Genomic DNA, 17,326 nt, shown 5'->3' on the forward strand with positions numbered 1-17,326 from the left:
CCTACCCTGTTAAATTCTGTCTTTTACTGAATATATATTTAACTAACTTGACTATATGACCTATTGTGAATTTGTAAATAATCTGGCAGAGGATGATAACAACCCTAATAAGGATTATCATAACAACCATTATGGATTCCCTATCACCGATGATAATGAGTTGTTTGAGAGATTAGTTCTCGAAATTAATCAAGCGGGATTAAGTTGGCTTACAATACTTAAGAAGCAAAGTAACTTCAAAAAAGCGTACGATAACTTCGATATAATTACTGTTGCTAATTATACTGATAAGGATATAGAAAGATTGCTCAATGACACAGGAATCATTCGGAATAAATTGAAAATTAATGCAGCAATACATAATGCTAAAGTAATTGTAGAGCTACAGAAAGAATTCGGATCATTTAAAAATTGGATAGACACTAATCATCCCAAAACAAAGGAAGAATGGGTTAAACTTTTCAAGAAGACATTCAAGTTTACAGGAGGAGAAATAGTTAATGAATTTTTAATGAGTACCGGATATTTAGTAGGAGCTCATGATCACGATTGCCCGATTCACAAGAAAGTCCTTGAATTTACTCCTGCTTGGAATAAGAAAAGTTAGTTATATTTGATAGCTTTTCATATCTTTATTGTTTGAATTTTAAAGACAGAAACAAATATGCCTGTAACACTCCCCGATAACCTGCCTGCGATAGAGATTCTTAAAAAAGAGAATATCTTTGTAATGACTCAATTGAGAGCCAAAGAACAAGATATACGTCCTTTAAAAGTTCTCATCCTCAATCTGATGCCTATAAAGATAGCGGCAGAAACAGACTTGGTTCGCTTACTGTCGAATACTCCATTGCAGATAGAAGTTGATTTTTTGAAACTTTCGACTCACCAATCAAAGAATACACCTATAGAACATATGGAAACATTCTATAAGGAATTTAATGATGTACGTAATAGTAATTACGACGGGCTTATTGTTACCGGAGCACCTGTGGAGTTGATGGAGTTTGAAGAGGTAACCTACTGGCCTGAGGTTTCTGCTGTATTTGATTGGGCACGTAATCATGTAACATCTACATTCTATATATGCTGGGCTGCACAAGCCGCTTTGTATAATGCTTACGGAGTACCTAAACATTTGATGGACGAAAAGACATTCGGGGTATTCAAGCATACAATTAATGATAGAAGTTTCCCCTTATTCAGAGGATTTGATGATGAATTTTATGCTCCTCATAGTAGGCATACTGAAATTAGAAGAGAAGATGTAGAAAAATATGCCGATTTGGAAATTCTGGCTGAATCTGACGAAGCTGGTATATATATAGTTGTGGGACGTGGAGGCCGTGAGTTTTATGTAACAGGGCATTCAGAGTATGCACTCTACACTTTGCATAACGAGTATGTACGTGATCTGGAGAAGGATCTGCCGATAAGCATACCTAAGCATTATTACAAACATGATGATCCTAGTTTGAAACCGATTTCTCGTTGGACAGGTCATGGTAATTTGTTATTTAACAACTGGATCAATTACTTCCTATATCAGGAAACCCCATTCGATTTGTCTCAGATCAAAGAACTGGCAAATCTAACGCCTACAAGAGAATAATAAAAAAATACAATTCTGATAAAATAAAAAAGCAGCTTCATTATAAGAATGAAGCTGCTTTTTGCATTATTATTTATAGCTTAGATTAAAGTTCTTCTGTGATTTCAGCTTTCAGTACTTGTACTGAACAATCTTTGAATAAGCTTTGCGGTATATCGAAAGTAACTCCCCCATTTGCTTTTGAAAACGAAATAGGCATATCTGATTCAAGAACCACACAATTCTTAATAGTCGAAACATCAAATGGTAAATTAACTTTACCAATAGCATTTGTCAAACTAATATATAGATAGTGCTTATTATCTTCTGATTTCTGAGCCAGATAAACACCGGCAGGAGTTTCAACCTTTACAGGTTTTGTTCCGTATATCGATTCCTGATTCGGAACCATCCATGCACCCATTTCTCTTAAACGACGGGTTGCAGCCTTGGGAAATGTTCCATCGGGTTTAGGTCCTATATTCAAAAGGTAGTTTCCTCCTTTTGATACATTGTTGACTAAATAGCCGAGCATTTCAGAAGTAGGTTTCCATGCATAATCTTTTGCATGCCATCCCCAGGAGTGTACCATTGTTGCTGGAGTCTGCCAAGGTTTATCAAGCATTTTTTCAGGATATTGATTATCGTGCATTTCAAGGAAATCTATATTATCTCCGGGATTTAGATAAGATATACGTCCGTTAATTAAACATTTCGAACTATTCTCACGTACAAGAGCAATCAATTCGTCTCGACGTTTATCTGTGATATGTGTCGGCCAATCCCATGTATCGAACCATAATAAGTCGGGATCGAAGTTGACTAATAACTCTTTTACTTGTGGCAAAGATTTCTCCTGCCAGTATTTTTCGAACTGATCGTCCGGAACCATTGTCATCCAGTTAGGCATTCCTCCACCCGGATATTCCCAATCTTGCCAGTGAGAATAATAGAACCCGTATTTGATTCCATATTTTTTGCAGGCGGCTACCAGTTCAGCCAGAATATCTCTTTTGAATGGAGTATTGGTGACCTTGAAATCTGATACTTTAGTATCCCATAGTGCAAAACCATCGTGATGCTTTGATGTAATTACGAAATAACGCATACCTGCATTTTTAGCTTCTGCAATCCATGCATCGGCATCAAAATCCACAGGATTAAAAGCCTGAGCGAGCTTTTGGTATTCACTGCCGGGTATTTCCAGACGCATTTGAATCCATTCTGCGTACCACGTATTTCCGTTTTCGAGTGTAGTATCGGGCAATGTTCTGTTTTTGTAACTGCCTTCGAGCATAGAATAAAGCCCCCAATGGATAAACATACCAAATTTGGCATCTTTAAACCATTCTGCCTTTTGAGGATCAAGTGATAGTGATTTATTCTGAGCAAATGTCAGATTTGCACATATACATAAACCAATAATAATACTGAGAGATCGACGCATCATATATTAGTGTTTTTAAATTGTAAATTTCAAACTTATTCCATCAACATAAATTCCTTTAGATATATTGACTTTTAGTTTCACACCTCCCGACAAACTGTAAATATCTTCGTTTCTGAATGTAATATCCTTATCTATTATGTGTGAGGCAATACTTAAGATCATCGTATATAAACGATTTGCATCGAGACCCGAATCAATAATTTCGATTTCGGGTTTTCCGAAATTGAATAGTCCATAGCTATAAGCATCAATACCACTGGCCGTAGAACGTAGTCCTATGTATATCCATGCAGATATAGGAATTCTGTTCATCTTTAAATCGTCAACAGCTGCCAGATAATGATCTTTATGTAATAATAATGTTTCGTTGCCTTGATAGATAGCAATACAGTTTTCGGATGTGATAAGGATAGAGCAAAGTAATTTACTGAGAATTGTAAAACGTTCTATCTGCGTTTTTTTCCCACCTAAAATAGAAACAATGGCATGACCTGTATGTTTTTCCAATTCTTTGGCTGCATCTCTCCAAACATATGCATAGGGAATCACTTCGTCAAGTTCTTCTTTTGGAATAGGAATAGGCATATTTCCGAGAGCTATAGTTACTCCATCTATTTCGAAAGCAGCGGTTTCATTGTCCCCCTCTATATTTGAAACATTAAGCCCCCAAAAACTCTTAAGATTCTCAACAACTTTATCTAATTTTAGTGAGCCTCCATTAATAAATATCGGCATAGCTAAGAGTACTTTTTCTTTATTTTCCTGCTCAATAGTTTGTGTTTCTACTTTTTTATTTTTGCTTCTAAAAAAACTAAATAATCCCATAATTGTTGTGTAATTGTGAAAGGAACCCATTCATTCAAATGAGTTGTATAAACATTTTATCAGACTAAGGTAATAAAAAAATATGAATAAATTCGACTCCTTTATGTATAGGAATTCCAATTAGTTAAAGCATGTTTTATAAATTGTTAATTCAATGTATCCGATTAAACTTTTTGTATAAGTATTATGTTTTAAGATCAAGGCTATAAATGACAGATTTCGAACTTAATACAATTTACGATGAAGACAAATGATACGAGGAAAATAAAAGAGGGTGATATTTTATTTAGTGTTGACCCTCAAAGACTGGTAATTGCTACAACAAATGTAACACAAGTCAAAAACGGATACGGAAAAGTTTCCGTTCATCATACTTCTTATCTGGAAGAAGAAGAATCGATTCCGATTGAGAGCTTTCCCGTAGAGTGCCATGGTCTTCTTCTTTTTAAGACTCAGGACGAAGCGGAAGAATTTATAAAAACACAGATCGGTATCTGATCTTTTATTTAAATGTCTCTCTTAAATGGAGAGACATTTTTTTTTTGCCCTGATATCAAAGTCGCCTTATTTTTTATTAATATGAATCAGTAGTTGGATTATATAAAACTCTCCTTTTTTACTGCCGCACCTCTATCGAGGTTTGTCTTTCATTTTGCCTTGATGCAAAACGAAACAAAAGATCAAGACTGTGCCTTTTGCCCGACCCGATAGGTGCTCCGAAAGCGAAAACAAAAAAATACGTTTGACACTGATTCCTTTTTGTTTTTTACGCTTTCTTCCCACATCGGGTACCCCGTGCAACCGGCAAGGTCGATAGCCTGACGGGCGTAAACGTCGGCAAAGACTTTTTGGTTCCTTTTGCGGCTTTGGGCAAAAGGAACACAAGCAATCTGTGATTGCGCGTAGTATAAATAGCTTAAAAGAGCATTTATTACCACCTATCACATGAAATATAAATTAGGCATAAAAAAAACTCCCATCAGGGAGTTTATATATAATCAGGATTATTATCTTGAAAGAAGTAAATACAATCAAATAAAAGTGTATTTATCAGCTTTTATTATTTTGTTTTTCCTCTAATGATTCCAACTTACTTTCTATTTTTTTTATGTATTGATTCTTCTCCTCCATCCAACGTTCGTATAACGATTTAATTTTTTCGATAGGATTTACAATAACACCTGTTCCTCCATCCCGAACTTCACCGCTATTAGTGTTGTTATTCGTATTGTTATTATTAGTGATATATGTAATATAATTACACATACTGGCATTATGGTCATAAGCTTTCAGTATATCAACAGTAACTCCCAGAGCCTTTGCGACATCTGACAAGATAGTTTCAGTAATAATTTCGGTATTTTCAATCTGGGAGATTCTGTTTTGTGATAACTCCATTCTTTCAGCCAATTGTTCTTGAGTTAATCCTAGAGTAACTCTCCATCTAGCTATATTCTGCTCTTGATGCATACATCTATTATTCTTATTTGGTACTTTTTCATCCATAAATATTATAGTGTATTTATCACATTTTACTTAAGAATTTTTCTTCAAATGAATCCAGTCTGGTTTCAAGTTTTTTAATATAGTCATTCTTATCAGCTAACATTCTCTCGTATAATTCAGCTATCTTTTCGATAGGATGAATCTGTGAGTTTACAACTCCAGTTCCGCCTTCTTTTACATCACTTACATTATTAGTATTATTGTTCGTAACATAAGTTATATAATTACAGATATTTGAATTATGATCATACGCTTTAAGTAAATCCACAGTAATACCTAAAGCTTCTGCAATATCTCTTAATGTTGATTCGGCTATTGTTTCTTTATTTTCTAATATGGATATACGATTTTGAGTCAGCTTCATTCTCTCTGCTAATTGTTCCTGTGTTAAACCCAAAATCTCTCTCCACTTGGCAATATTTTGCCCTTGATGCTTACATATACTACTTTTAATTGCCACTTTTTCATCCATAAATATTATAACCTTTAAATTATACAAACAACGATTATACGTTTTTGTTTTTACAAAACTAGTATAAGAATATAGCTTTAGATATCTAATTATCAATTTTCTAATATATCAATATATAATTTTTGTATATCATTATATGATTTTACAAAATTCATACATTTAATATATTGATTGGTAATCCTATAAAGATATACAAAAAAATATTTTCTTAATCGATTTCCCATTTCTATTTTTGTATTAAGCAAAATTAAAAACTTAACCAACCGAAAAATATGAAATATAGCGTTCATTCCGAAGAAGGAGAAAAATAATTATAAAACAAATGCCCGATCGATAGATATTGTTTGATTTCATAGGATTAAACTTTGTAAGCCCATCTATTATGCCGGAAATGTGTCAAAGGGATGGACGCTTTTTTATATAGAAATAAAATTCAGACACACTACGACAATTTTTATTCATAACCAATCAATTACAGGGAGTAAAAGGAGTCCTCACCTCAAAGCCCTTTTGCTCGGAAAGTGCCATAATAAATATGGCACTTTTTTATCTGCTAAGCCATCAAAGCAAAGAAATATTTTAAATTAAACGCTGCGTTTTCTGCTATTTCAGTATCTGCGATCTTCAATTCTCAAAGACTTTCATTTCACAGTTTTTACAATCAAACTCGAGTCTCAATTTAGTAGCATTGTATAACAAGAAAAAAGGCTCTTTATAGGGTGGGCGGGTAGATGTTTCTTTCGGACACCATCCCATAGACTGTTTAATACAATGGCGTGTAAACATCAAAGGTACAGCTTTTTGTTGTTTCCTCTCGAAAGCCGGCTCCTGAACAACAGATTGATGTTGTGTATAAAAAAGCTCACTTTTCTTATTCATGACATTACCCAGATAAGTAATATTTTTTGTCGGAAAAGCGTGTGTTGTCAGCTTGTGGCTGACTTCTTCTATAATATGATTCGCTAAACGTATTTCCAAAAGATTGTCAATCAGTTTGCGCCTCCAATCTGTAATAAGGGAAGCGGGAATAAACCAATTGCCCGATAAATTCAATTCAACTGCCGTTACTCTGAAAATAGTATTACCTGTTTTACTCAGATTATTTTTAATATTTTCGGTCGGGTCTTTTTGAGCTGTTTCTTTAGCCAGTTCAACTTCTAAAGAAGCAGAAGTTCCATCTTCATCTTCTATATATAAATGAAATCCCTTGCTTGTTTCGTGAAGAGAAATTGAAACATCGATTTTACGTTCCGCAGATTTTTTACCGAGAATTTTCTCAAATTCATGATCGTAATTACGATACACGAAAGTGCCTTTTCGCAGCGAAAGGTGATTTTCTGCCGGAAACACTTTCTCACCCTCTATTCTGTTAACCCTTATTCCCTGCAATTCTTTATTTTCCGTTAAGAAACAAAGACCATCGCCATTACTCAATAGTTTTGTACCCGACAGGGTAAAGAACCGGTCGAATACTTCCTTGATCTTTCCGATAGGTTCGCCAATAGATTTTGGTGAATCGATAGACCACATATCGGGTGTACGCCCATTGAAAAAGTATTCTGTATAACCCCTGTTAAAACTTTTTTCGAGATTAGGCACAAACGTATAAGTACTACTCCCCGACGAAGCTCTTACATACTCGGGACGGCGAGCCAGTATTTTATCCAGTTTCTGCCTGTAATAAGTTACCACATTTTTCACATACGACAGGTCTTTTAATCTGCCTTCTATCTTGAGCGAACTTACTCCGGCATCCATCATTTCTTCGAGATGCTCCGATAAGTTCAAATCTTTCATCGATAATAAATGCTTCTTTTGTACAACAGACTTGCCCTCATTATCCAGAAGAGTATAAGGCAGGCGGCAAAACTGAGCACACGCCCCCCTGTTGGCACTTCGCTTGGATATCGCCTCACTCAAATAGCACTGTCCGCTATAACAGACACACAATGCACCATGTACAAAGGCTTCGAGAGGTGTCGATATTTGAGAAAAGATCACTCTGATTTCGTCCATTGTCAGCTCACGTGCCAGTACAATTTGCGAGAAGCCTGCTTGTTCAAGAAACTTCGCTTTATCGGCAGTCCTGTTGTCATTCTGCGTACTCGCATGCAATGGAACAGGAGGGAGGTTCAGCATAGTTATACCCATATCCTGAATAATCAGGGCATCCACTTTCGCATGGTATAAATCCCAGATAAGCTTTTCTGTTTCCTCCAGCTCTTCGTCCTTTACAATGGTATTTAATGCCACATATACACGGGCATTAAACTGATGAGCATACAGGGCAAGTGCCTGTATATCTTCCAGAGTATTTCCGGCGGCAGCACGGGCACTAAACTTGGGCGCACCTATATACACTGCATCTGCACCATGATTGATGGCTTCGATACCACATTCGAGGTTTTTCGCAGGAGCGAGTAATTCTATTTTACGAGCGTTTATCAATTAAGTCGTTTTTTTAAGTTCAGGTAAAGTCACTTTAGTTACAAAAAGTAAACAATTAAGGTAACAAAAGTAACCGAAAAAGGACTAATAAGTGTCACTTTTGATGATTTTATAAATATCTGAAAATCAGCCGATATTATTTAAAAAGGTGACAAAGGTAACAAAAGTAACACTTTTTTATGAGTTTTATTTTCTCCTGTTTACCGCTCACCGGTCACTAGGTTTACTGATAGATAAACTCAACCACCGAATCCCTTTAATTATTATTTTTCGGTAGCTGCTTTCTTATTATTCGGCAGTAAGCCGGCTATCAACCCGATTAAAGGCATAAAGGCTGCAATATGATAAATGTATTCGATACCGTGTTTATCTGCCATATTACCGAATATAGCGGAAGATATACCTGCAATACCAAAAGCCAATCCGAAGAACAGCCCCCCGATCAAACCTTCTTTTCCGGGCAAAAGCTCCTGAGCATAAACCAAAATAGCCGAGAATGCCGAAGAAAGAACAAGACCTATAATAACACTCAGGATACAAGTCCACATCAAATCTGCATAAGGCATTATCAGAGCAAACGGAGCTGCACCCAATATCGAAAACCAGATAACATATTTACGACCGAATCGGTCACCGATAGGACCTCCTAAGAATGTGCCTACTGCAACGGCAAATAAAAAGATAAACAGATATATTTGAGATTCCCGAATACTAACTCCAAATTTTTCAATCAGATAGAAAGTATAAAAACTGGTAAGGCTCGACATATATACATATTTAGAAAAGATCAGTAACAGAAGAATAGCTAATGTAAATACCACTTTCTTTGTCAGTACCCTTGCCGGTTTTGCTTGTCGTGATTCATCTTTGGGAAGAGCATTGGCTTTTATATAAAGCAGACGATGTTTATACCACTTGCTTATGTATAGCATAACTCCAATGGAAACAACAGAAACAATGGAAAACCATGCTATATTTTGTTGTCCGTAAGGCGCTATGAACAGAGCAGCCAAAAGAGGCCCGATTGAACCCCCAAAATTACCTCCTACCTGAAAAATTGATTGTGCCAGACCTCGTTTTCCACCTGAAGCCATATGCGCCAACCGGCTGGCTTCGGGATGAAATATCGATGAACCTATTCCACAAAAGAAAACGGCAAATAATACATGATTAAATTCGGAGGCAAAAGCCAGAGACAAAATTCCCGTCATTGTAAATGTCATGCCTATAGGAAGAGAGTAGGGTTGCGGTTTTCGGTCGGTATATGCTCCGATAATAGGCTGGAAGATAGATGCTGCCATCTGATATACTAAAGTAATTATACCGATCTGGCTAAAATTCAGGACAAGCGATTCCTTTATCATCGGATAGACAGCTTGCACCAGATTTTGCAGTGTGTCGTTAAACATATGAGATACACCTAACAGAATCAGTATCGAGAATACCGAACCTTTTTCTTTGCCCTTCATTATTGCTTATTTTATGGGAAAAATAATATTAAGGCGCAAAGGTAAGAATATATTACTCATTAATAAAGCCAATCAGTAGTTGAATTGTCAGTAATAAACTCTCATTTAAGTTATTTATACTATGCGCAATCAAAGTCTTTTGACGACCACCCGATGTGGGAGGAAAACGTAAAAAACAAAAATAAATCAAAGTCGAAAGTAGTTTTTTGTTTTCGCTTTCGGAGCACGTATCGAGACCAAAGCAAAGAGGCACAGTCTTGATCTTTTGTTTCGTTTTGCATCAAGGCAAAATGAAAGACAAACCTCGTTAGAGGTGCGTCAGTAAAAAAAGGAGCGTTTATTACCGCTTATTAAACTACTGATTTGCATATTTCATAAAAGCATATAGGATTGAATAAATACTATTTTGATATGTCTTAGCTCGTTCGAAGCGAAAACTTTAAAGGTCAGTTATATATGTAAAAATATTTATATATATTTATGCAAACTTAATCAAATTCTTTATAGCTATGAATGCACTAAAAAAAACTCTATTTTTCGTATTCCTATTATCAGGAATATACTCTTGTTCTGATGATGAAGCACAAACGGATGGTTATCAAATAAGAAAACATGAAATAGTATTATTCCCGAATCAAGAAAGTGTAGAATTTATCGGCACAGACTATATGTATCCGTACATGGATGAAACTACAGGGGAAAAAGTATATTATATAACGTTTAAGGGCTATTTCATGCTAGGTTTATCAGGCAGAGCTTACAATATTCCTGACAATATTCAAAATTTAGAAATACCGCATGAAGGAATAAAAGTTAGTGTTTCCGGCGAAGCAAAACCTGCGGATTACTTCAATATTCCGGAAGTTAAATCAATAGATTTCTATTGCTCGACAATTAATGTTGTTAACTAATCGGAGTATTTTATCTATCAGTAAGAAGGGTACAACCTATGCGTCTGCCCGAATCGCTAAACAGTAAACAAGAGAAAATAAAACTCGCAGGAAAAGTGTTACTTTTGTCACTTTTGTAACCTTTTTCAATAATAGCAACTGATTATCAATGGTTTGAGAAATAACCAAAAGTGACGCTTATTACTCGTTTACCGGTTACTTTTGTCACCTTAATTGTTTACTAAAGCAATAAACAGGTCCGGTGCTTTTAAAATAATTCTCAAATAGTTTAAATATTTCAAAATATAGTTTGATATTCCTTGCATTATTCAAAAATGTACTTATATTTGTGGTGTACTAATATAGTAATACACTAAAACATAAATGCTATATGATTAACATCACCAATTTAAGCTTTAATTACAAGAACAATTTACCTATTTTCAAGAATGTGTCTTTCTCGATGAAGAATGGCATATATGGATTGTTAGGTGAAAACGGTGTCGGTAAAACAACTCTGCTACACATCATTAGCGGGCTTCGTTTTCCGAAAAACGGAAATTGCAGGGTCTTTAATTACGAATCGGCACAAAGGACACCCGCTATGCTCTCCCAACTGTATTTTTTACCCGATGAATTTCATACACCTTCCATGTCTATTGGCTCCTATGCAAAATACAATGCCGTATTTTATCCTCATTTCAGTAAGGAGCAGTTCAATTCTTATCTGAACGAATTTCAAGTCGATGGAGACAAGAATATGATGGAAATGTCATTCGGGCAGAGAAAGAAAGCCATGATTGCATTCGCACTGGCTCTCAATACTCCGATTGTATTATTGGACGAGCCGACTAACGGGCTTGATATTCCGTCAAAAGCCCAATTCAGAAGCATACTGTCATCACTGTTCACAGAAGACAAATGTGTGATTATATCCACGCATCAGGTCAGGGATCTTGAAAACCTGATTGATCCGATTATTATTCTGGATCAGAATCAGGTGCTTATTAATAATACGGTTGAAGAGATAACGCAAAAGCTGTATTTCTCACGTACCCCATCAAAGCCTCAGGATGCTTTATATACAGAGCAAATATTACAGGGATATTCTTCGGTACAAATAAACGAGATCCAACAAGAGAGTACCTTGAATATTGAGGTTCTTTTTAATGCTGCAATATCCAACAAAGCCAAAATGAGAGAATTATTTAATGCCTAAAATTTACAAAAAATGAATAATACATTCGATCTGAAACGATTCATGTATCTAGAGATATATGACTTTGTAAAATCTAAGAATCAACTGCTCCTGATAGTGGCATCTATTGTTATCTTATATGTACTGGCTGTTTTATTTGATTCTTTTGAGAATTTTAATTTCTTTCCCAATTTTATTGGTCTGGTGCCTTTATCGGCTCTTGCAGCCATAATTATATCGCCTTGTATTTTGGTTCCTAAATTAGACAAATATACCGGCACTTTTCAATATACACTCCCTGTATCTAATTTTGAACGCCTACTGAGTTTTGTACTTAAATACATAGTGATTATTCCGTTATTATGCTTGTCGACTGTCTTTGTGCTTAAATCGATTTCTCCACTTTTTGTTTCCGAGGATCGGGCTATTTTATATAATAAAGTTTTAGACCTCGAAATGAATCTCAATTTTCTGGTCTTTGGCTTTCAGGCTGTATTTCTACTCGGCTATTTCTATTTCAGAAAATTGGCAATTATAAAAGTCCCCGTTACTTTATTCCTGTTTTTCATATTACTCCAAACAGTTAGTATGATCACAGTGAAATACTTGATGAATACTGATATCAGCTATAGCATCTTTAACTTATTACAGCCTTCGGAATTTTATATTCAGTGGATGGATGGATCGAATTCTATTATAAGCATCTGTAATGCCATATTAAGGCTTATAATTCCTTTTGGTATATGGGTCGCTATTTATTTTAAACTCAAAGAAACTGAAATTTAAGCATATGGATTTTAAATCTAACAAACCGATATACCTGCAAATTGTTGACTTTTGTTTTCAGAAGATCCTTCTAAAAGAATGGCAGGAAGACGATCGAATCCCTTCGGTCAGGGAACTGGGCTCACTTTTGCAGGTCAATCCTAATACTGCTATGCGTGCCTTCGAATACATGCAGGCTGCCGATATAATCTACCTTAAAAGAGGTACAGGATATTATGTGCAAAAAGGGGCTATCAAGCAGGTATTAAGACTTCAAAAAGATGAATTTTTCGAGAATGTCCTTCCTGAGACATTCGAGTCTATGAAGCTTCTGGATATTAGTATCGATGAAGTTATTAAAAGATATAAGAAATATAAAAACTGATAGTCATGAAAAAATATGCGAATAAAATATTATTCTTTCTTTGTTCATTAATTGTGATCTGTATAGCTGTAGAATCGACTCAGCTGATAGAAGCTCAAGAGAATCAACAGCAATATATTCTTCAAAAACAAAAAGAATGGGCGGAACAACAGAAGGAAGAACTCAAAAAAGGAATAATAGAAGATCGAAAGGATCAGTAATAAAAATATGCAGCATAAACCTTGATAATTTATGCTGCATACTATATTTTGATTTTGTAATTAAACTGCCTCTTCGGTGTCTATTGCTTTCCATGTGAAAGCGGCTATAATTGCACCTAAAAACGGAGCTACAATAAATAACCAAAGTTGGCTTAGGGCTTCTCCTCCTTGAAAAATAGCAGGTCCTATACTACGTGCCGGATTTACAGATGTTCCTGTGATCGGAATACAGACAATATGAATCAATACCAGAGTTAATCCGATTGCTAATCCTGCAAACTTATTAGGTGCTCCTTTTGATGTAGAGCCAAATACAACTAGAAGGAATATAAATGTGAATACGGTTTCGGCAACAAATGCAGGAACTAAGTCCTTATATCCATTCGCTCCTGTGAGAGTGGTGGTTGACCCCGAATCTTTAGCTAAGACATATAAAATACCCGAGCCTATTATTGCCCCGATTATTTGGAATAGAATGTACATTCCTGCATCTTTTCCCGAAATTTTGTTGGCAACAAGCATACCTAAAGTTATCGCCGGATTAATATGGCATCCGGATATTTTACCGATAGTATATGCCATTGCTACAACTGAAAGACCAAATGCAAAAGCTACCCCTAAAGTTCCAACCGCATCAAAAGGTTGCACAGTTCCTGCAAAGACTGCACTACCACATCCCATAAGAACCAATACCATAGTTCCTATCAACTCTGCTACATATTTTCTCATTGTGTAAAGTAATTAGTTAATACTAAATTATTAAATGTTATTTTAGTATAACACATTTCCGGCAAATAAGTTATATCCGCTTAAGCAAATAAATATAGATGGAATACCATAACAATGATATCAGTTATGTGTTTCTTCTAAAAAATAGAATGTTTGCCATACTTTTGGGCATTACTATGGCTTTGGACTAGAGGTCATCATCGAGGGTCATTTTATAGACATTTATAAGAATCTTTCTGGACTTTTTAGATAGTCTTTTTCTCCCTCCACCTGATAAATCCGTGCCAGAAGGAGTGACTAATCCATCAACCCGATTGGATGGATTAGCAAATCCCCAATGACCGAGATTAAAAACAGGAACAACATAGCCATCAGGTAATTTATTGATTGGGTCTTTTCCTGAGTATTTCGTCAGGTTTGGATTGATCTTGTAATTCTTATCTATATCTACATCTAATACAGAGCCCGCCTTATACTTCTGATAGTATTCAAGCAGATCAGCATCTTCGGCTTTAGTATCTAACGGAGATTTCTGCATAGTAGAACCGGGAGCCGATAATTTGGGTTTTACCTGCTTTAACAGTTCTTTTTTCATATCATCTTTGATATATGATTTAAGACTTTGAGCTTGTATCGAAACCGATATTATTAAAAGAACAAAACTCGTAATATATCTCTGATGAATGTCCATTATTGCATATTCTATTTGCACAAATCTACTAAAAGAGTCTGTTGCTTTATATGCAAAAAAGTTAAGGTTAAATAAGCTTTACATCTGTAAATGTTAATTAGTAAAATAGTTAAAATATAGTTATTTTAGAGAATGTCCTTAATAATAAAAAGCAATTCATAAAGTTCTTATGAATTGCTTTTTATTTAATGTTTTAAGTAAATAAAAGTAAAATATATACTTAATCTAATTTTATATTCAAATTAATAGAAATAGATTCTTAGAGTTCCGGTTCCGGTTTTGCAAACAACTTCTAAATCTAAATAAGATTGTTTACTTAAACGATCCATATGTATTGATTCAATAGTAAATTTCAAGCGTTTTCCTGAAATATAATAATCAGATATAATTGGAGCATTAATACCTAATGCTTCATAGGAAAGTTCCTTATCAAAAGTATAGTCCTTCCCTGCTTGATGATGGTAATTGTCAATAGCTATCAGCCCAAGGTTATTAGCTGCTTCAACTTTTTCAGTAATCAAGAAAGAAAATACAGAAATAAGGGTAAGTAATAAGATCTTTTTCATAATGGTAGTATTTAAATTGTTATTAAGAATACTCAAATATAAATATTATACTTTTAATGCCTTACTTTTTTCTTAAACTTAGTCAGATGTTATTTAGCATGTTTTTTATTGATTCATTAACCAATTCAAGTTAAACTGATAATGAATTCCACTGCTTAACAAATGGATCATATTATCAGGAGATTGTGTAGCTGCTAAATATCCACGAGGTTCTGCATGAGTCTTATCCATCAGGAAATGACCGGTCCATGCCTGTCCGTACAATAAACGCTCTTTCCCGTCAGTAATCAGTTTCTTTACAGGCCAGGTTTTCCCTTCGTCCCACGAAAGTGCAGCATATGCACCATATCCTGTAAATTCTTTGTTTTCAGAATCTATGAATGTCATCCCTTCCTCTCCATTATTTTTTAAACGATATGGATGATGGGTAAATGATATTACCATCAAAGGGCCTTCATGAAGTCTCATGAGTACTAAGCGCTGTCCTCCATCTATCGGTGGTAATTCTGATGCTGCATATTTCCATGTCTGCCCCATATCAGAAGAAATGCTCATTGGCATACGAAGAAGGCCTTCTCTGTTTTTAATGGCATCACCTCTTCCTAAGGCCATTAGATTGCCATCTTTCAATTCTACAATTCCGGCATGGATTCCGGCAATATTACTGCCCGTTCCTCCTTCTGTAAAGTTATTCGGGATTCCACTGTTCGGGTCATACCATGTTGCACCGCCATCTTTACTTATGTGAATAGCTGTTCCTCCTTCACCTTCGGGCGTAGCATCGGCAGCTTGTATCAACCATCCTTTAGATGTTCGGACAGTTCCCGATATTACCTGATTTCGTTTACCATGTTCAGGTACTATCATTCTCGGTCTGTCCCAAGTAGCACCATTATCGATACTTATACGTTGTACGATGGCTAAATTTTGCCAATCGCCTGCTGCTTCTACTCCATTGAAATACATCAAAGTATCTCCACCTTTATGAAATAAGGCAGAGCCTGTCATATTACGATCGGGTACTTTAAAAAATCGGGAAGCAGGTTCCCATTGACCTTTTCCTTGTCTCAATCTACTGCCTATAATTTCGATTCCTCTTCCGTTTTCTTGATCAGCAGTAAACCATACAGCTAATAAATCACCGTTGTTGCACCATGTTATAGTCGGGCAATGGTTATGTGAGTAAAAAGGAGTTCCTGTCTTACAATCGGGAGCAACGACATATCTCACAGGTTCTTTAAATATTGGTGTAGCTTCCTTTTTCCAGATATGCTTCTTTTGATCTATATTCAGCATATTTTCGGGCATTCGAGATTGACTCGCATATTCCTTACTATTGGGATAATCAGCCTGTACAATTCTAAACCCTGTAAGCCAATGTTTATCCTCCGGAATCATTGCCATGCGATTTGCAGACCGAAGATATTCTGCTGGAGTGCCATGGCTCCCTCCACGTGTAACTCTGAATAATCCATCTTCTCCTCCAAGTGGATCAATTGCATCTTCTTTAGATGGGTACGGAGCATACCAGTCGGAACACCATTCTTCTACATTACCATGCATATCATATAGTCCAAAACTGTTTGCTTTACTTTGACCTACTTTCAATGAAACGGCTACAGGATCACGATATAATTTTTGATTTTTAAGGAAAGAATTAGGTAGATAGTCTCCCGTATAAAAGAGAGAATAAGTACCTGCTCTACAAGCGTACTCCCATTCTGCTTCTGTGGGTAATCGATATGTTTTTCCTTCCTTTTCTGATAACCATTTGCAAAAAGCAATGGCATCCGAATAGCTTACATATATAACTGCGTCATCGTCATTCGGAGATAGTCCGTATTTCCCTCTATATTGAGAGTGAGATGGGTCAAACTGTTCATACTGCACATTTGTAATTTCGGTTACTCCCATTTTGAACGGTCTGCTTATAGTAACCTTATGCATAGGTGCTTCGTCGTAGTTTTCACCTTTACCCTCCGACCCCATCCAAAAATATCCTGCGGGAATTTTTGTAATATCTATTCCGATGGTGTTTTTTTCTATTTGGGCATATAGTCCGCTATTTAAAATAATAGCTATAATTAATAAGGAAATTCTATTCATGCTAATCAGTAGTTAAAAAGTTCTGCCATAAAGAT

The 17,326-nt window shown here is 35.6% G+C and carries 18 protein-coding genes; 8 read left to right on the plus strand and 10 right to left on the minus strand.

The annotated features are described in order from the left end of the window. The first annotated feature begins 55 nt into the window (after window positions 1–55). Together CLV62_RS09530 and metA are read left to right on the plus strand one after the other, a co-directional pair. Entirely contained in the window at window positions 56–607 is a 552-nt protein-coding gene (locus CLV62_RS09530) for a DNA-3-methyladenine glycosylase I (protein ID WP_110310550.1), read from the plus strand. Window positions 608–664: 57 nt separating this feature from the next. Continuing rightward, window positions 665–1,612, plus strand: coding sequence for a homoserine O-acetyltransferase MetA (metA, locus tag CLV62_RS09535; protein ID WP_110310551.1), 948 nt, complete (start codon window positions 665–667; stop codon window positions 1,610–1,612). 85 nt (window positions 1,613–1,697) lie between these two features. Here the strand turns inward: metA and CLV62_RS09540 are convergent, their stop codons facing one another. Continuing rightward, complete coding sequence (locus CLV62_RS09540; protein WP_245904067.1) at window positions 1,698–3,041, minus strand: alpha-L-fucosidase; 1,344 nt, start codon at window positions 3,039–3,041, stop codon at window positions 1,698–1,700. A 12-nt stretch (window positions 3,042–3,053) separates the two neighbouring features. Continuing rightward, window positions 3,054–3,866, minus strand: coding sequence for a DUF4261 domain-containing protein (locus CLV62_RS09545; RefSeq protein WP_170120043.1), 813 nt, complete (start codon window positions 3,864–3,866; stop codon window positions 3,054–3,056). Between the two features lie 240 nt (window positions 3,867–4,106). On the opposite strand from CLV62_RS09545, the gene CLV62_RS09550 reads away from it, so the two are divergent. After that, window positions 4,107–4,364, plus strand: a complete 258-nt coding sequence (locus tag CLV62_RS09550; RefSeq protein ID WP_110310554.1) for a hypothetical protein — start codon at window positions 4,107–4,109, stop codon at window positions 4,362–4,364. A gap of 552 nt (window positions 4,365–4,916) precedes the next feature. On the opposite strand, the gene CLV62_RS09555 is transcribed toward CLV62_RS09550, so the two are convergent. From CLV62_RS09555 to CLV62_RS09570, 4 genes are all read right to left on the minus strand, one after another. After that, window positions 4,917–5,372: a helix-turn-helix domain-containing protein gene (locus CLV62_RS09555; RefSeq protein WP_110310555.1), complete on the minus strand. Its 456-nt coding sequence runs from the start codon at window positions 5,370–5,372 to the stop codon at window positions 4,917–4,919. 19 nt (window positions 5,373–5,391) lie between these two features. Then, entirely contained in the window at window positions 5,392–5,844 is a 453-nt protein-coding gene (locus CLV62_RS09560) for a helix-turn-helix domain-containing protein (RefSeq protein ID WP_110310556.1), read from the minus strand. 624 nt (window positions 5,845–6,468) lie between these two features. After that, window positions 6,469–8,292 (minus strand): peptidase U32 family protein, encoded by a 1,824-nt coding sequence (locus CLV62_RS09565; protein WP_110310557.1) that lies wholly within the window; start codon window positions 8,290–8,292, stop codon window positions 6,469–6,471. Between the two features lie 263 nt (window positions 8,293–8,555). Then, window positions 8,556–9,761, minus strand: coding sequence for an MFS transporter (locus tag CLV62_RS09570; RefSeq protein ID WP_110310558.1), 1,206 nt, complete (start codon window positions 9,759–9,761; stop codon window positions 8,556–8,558). Window positions 9,762–10,270: 509 nt separating this feature from the next. On the opposite strand from CLV62_RS09570, the gene CLV62_RS09575 reads away from it, so the two are divergent. The 5 genes from CLV62_RS09575 to CLV62_RS09595 all read left to right on the plus strand — a co-directional run bounded on the left by CLV62_RS09575 (window position 10,271) and on the right by CLV62_RS09595 (window position 13,199). Beyond that, a complete protein-coding gene (locus CLV62_RS09575; protein ID WP_110310559.1) occupies window positions 10,271–10,672 on the plus strand; it encodes a hypothetical protein in 402 nt (133 codons plus the stop codon). Between the two features lie 370 nt (window positions 10,673–11,042). Then, complete coding sequence (locus CLV62_RS09580) at window positions 11,043–11,870, plus strand: ABC transporter ATP-binding protein (protein WP_110310560.1); 828 nt, start codon at window positions 11,043–11,045, stop codon at window positions 11,868–11,870. A gap of 12 nt (window positions 11,871–11,882) precedes the next feature. Continuing rightward, the gene (locus CLV62_RS09585) at window positions 11,883–12,635 is read left to right on the plus strand and encodes a hypothetical protein (protein ID WP_110310561.1); all 753 of its coding nucleotides are present in this window, start codon (window positions 11,883–11,885) and stop codon (window positions 12,633–12,635) included. A 4-nt stretch (window positions 12,636–12,639) separates the two neighbouring features. Continuing rightward, window positions 12,640–12,999, plus strand: a complete 360-nt coding sequence (locus CLV62_RS09590; protein ID WP_110310562.1) for a GntR family transcriptional regulator — start codon at window positions 12,640–12,642, stop codon at window positions 12,997–12,999. 5 nt (window positions 13,000–13,004) lie between these two features. Further along, a complete protein-coding gene (locus tag CLV62_RS09595) occupies window positions 13,005–13,199 on the plus strand; it encodes a hypothetical protein (RefSeq protein WP_110310563.1) in 195 nt (64 codons plus the stop codon). Window positions 13,200–13,259: 60 nt separating this feature from the next. On the opposite strand, the gene CLV62_RS09600 is transcribed toward CLV62_RS09595, so the two are convergent. From CLV62_RS09600 to CLV62_RS09615, 4 genes are all read right to left on the minus strand, one after another. Beyond that, window positions 13,260–13,928, minus strand: coding sequence for an MIP family channel protein (locus CLV62_RS09600; protein WP_110310564.1), 669 nt, complete (start codon window positions 13,926–13,928; stop codon window positions 13,260–13,262). 187 nt (window positions 13,929–14,115) lie between these two features. Next, window positions 14,116–14,523, minus strand: coding sequence for a hypothetical protein (locus CLV62_RS09605; protein ID WP_146212724.1), 408 nt, complete (start codon window positions 14,521–14,523; stop codon window positions 14,116–14,118). A gap of 338 nt (window positions 14,524–14,861) precedes the next feature. Beyond that, window positions 14,862–15,185, minus strand: a complete 324-nt coding sequence (locus CLV62_RS09610) for a hypothetical protein (RefSeq protein ID WP_110310566.1) — start codon at window positions 15,183–15,185, stop codon at window positions 14,862–14,864. A gap of 105 nt (window positions 15,186–15,290) precedes the next feature. Next, complete coding sequence (locus CLV62_RS09615; RefSeq protein ID WP_110310567.1) at window positions 15,291–17,291, minus strand: SUMF1/EgtB/PvdO family nonheme iron enzyme; 2,001 nt, start codon at window positions 17,289–17,291, stop codon at window positions 15,291–15,293. Window positions 17,292–17,326: the final 35 nt, after the last annotated feature.

The sequence above is a fragment of the Indolivaga alginatilytica genome (assembly GCF_003201355.1).
In the GTDB taxonomy this organism is placed as follows: Bacteria; Bacteroidota; Bacteroidia; order Bacteroidales; family Dysgonomonadaceae; genus Dysgonomonas_A; species Dysgonomonas_A alginatilytica.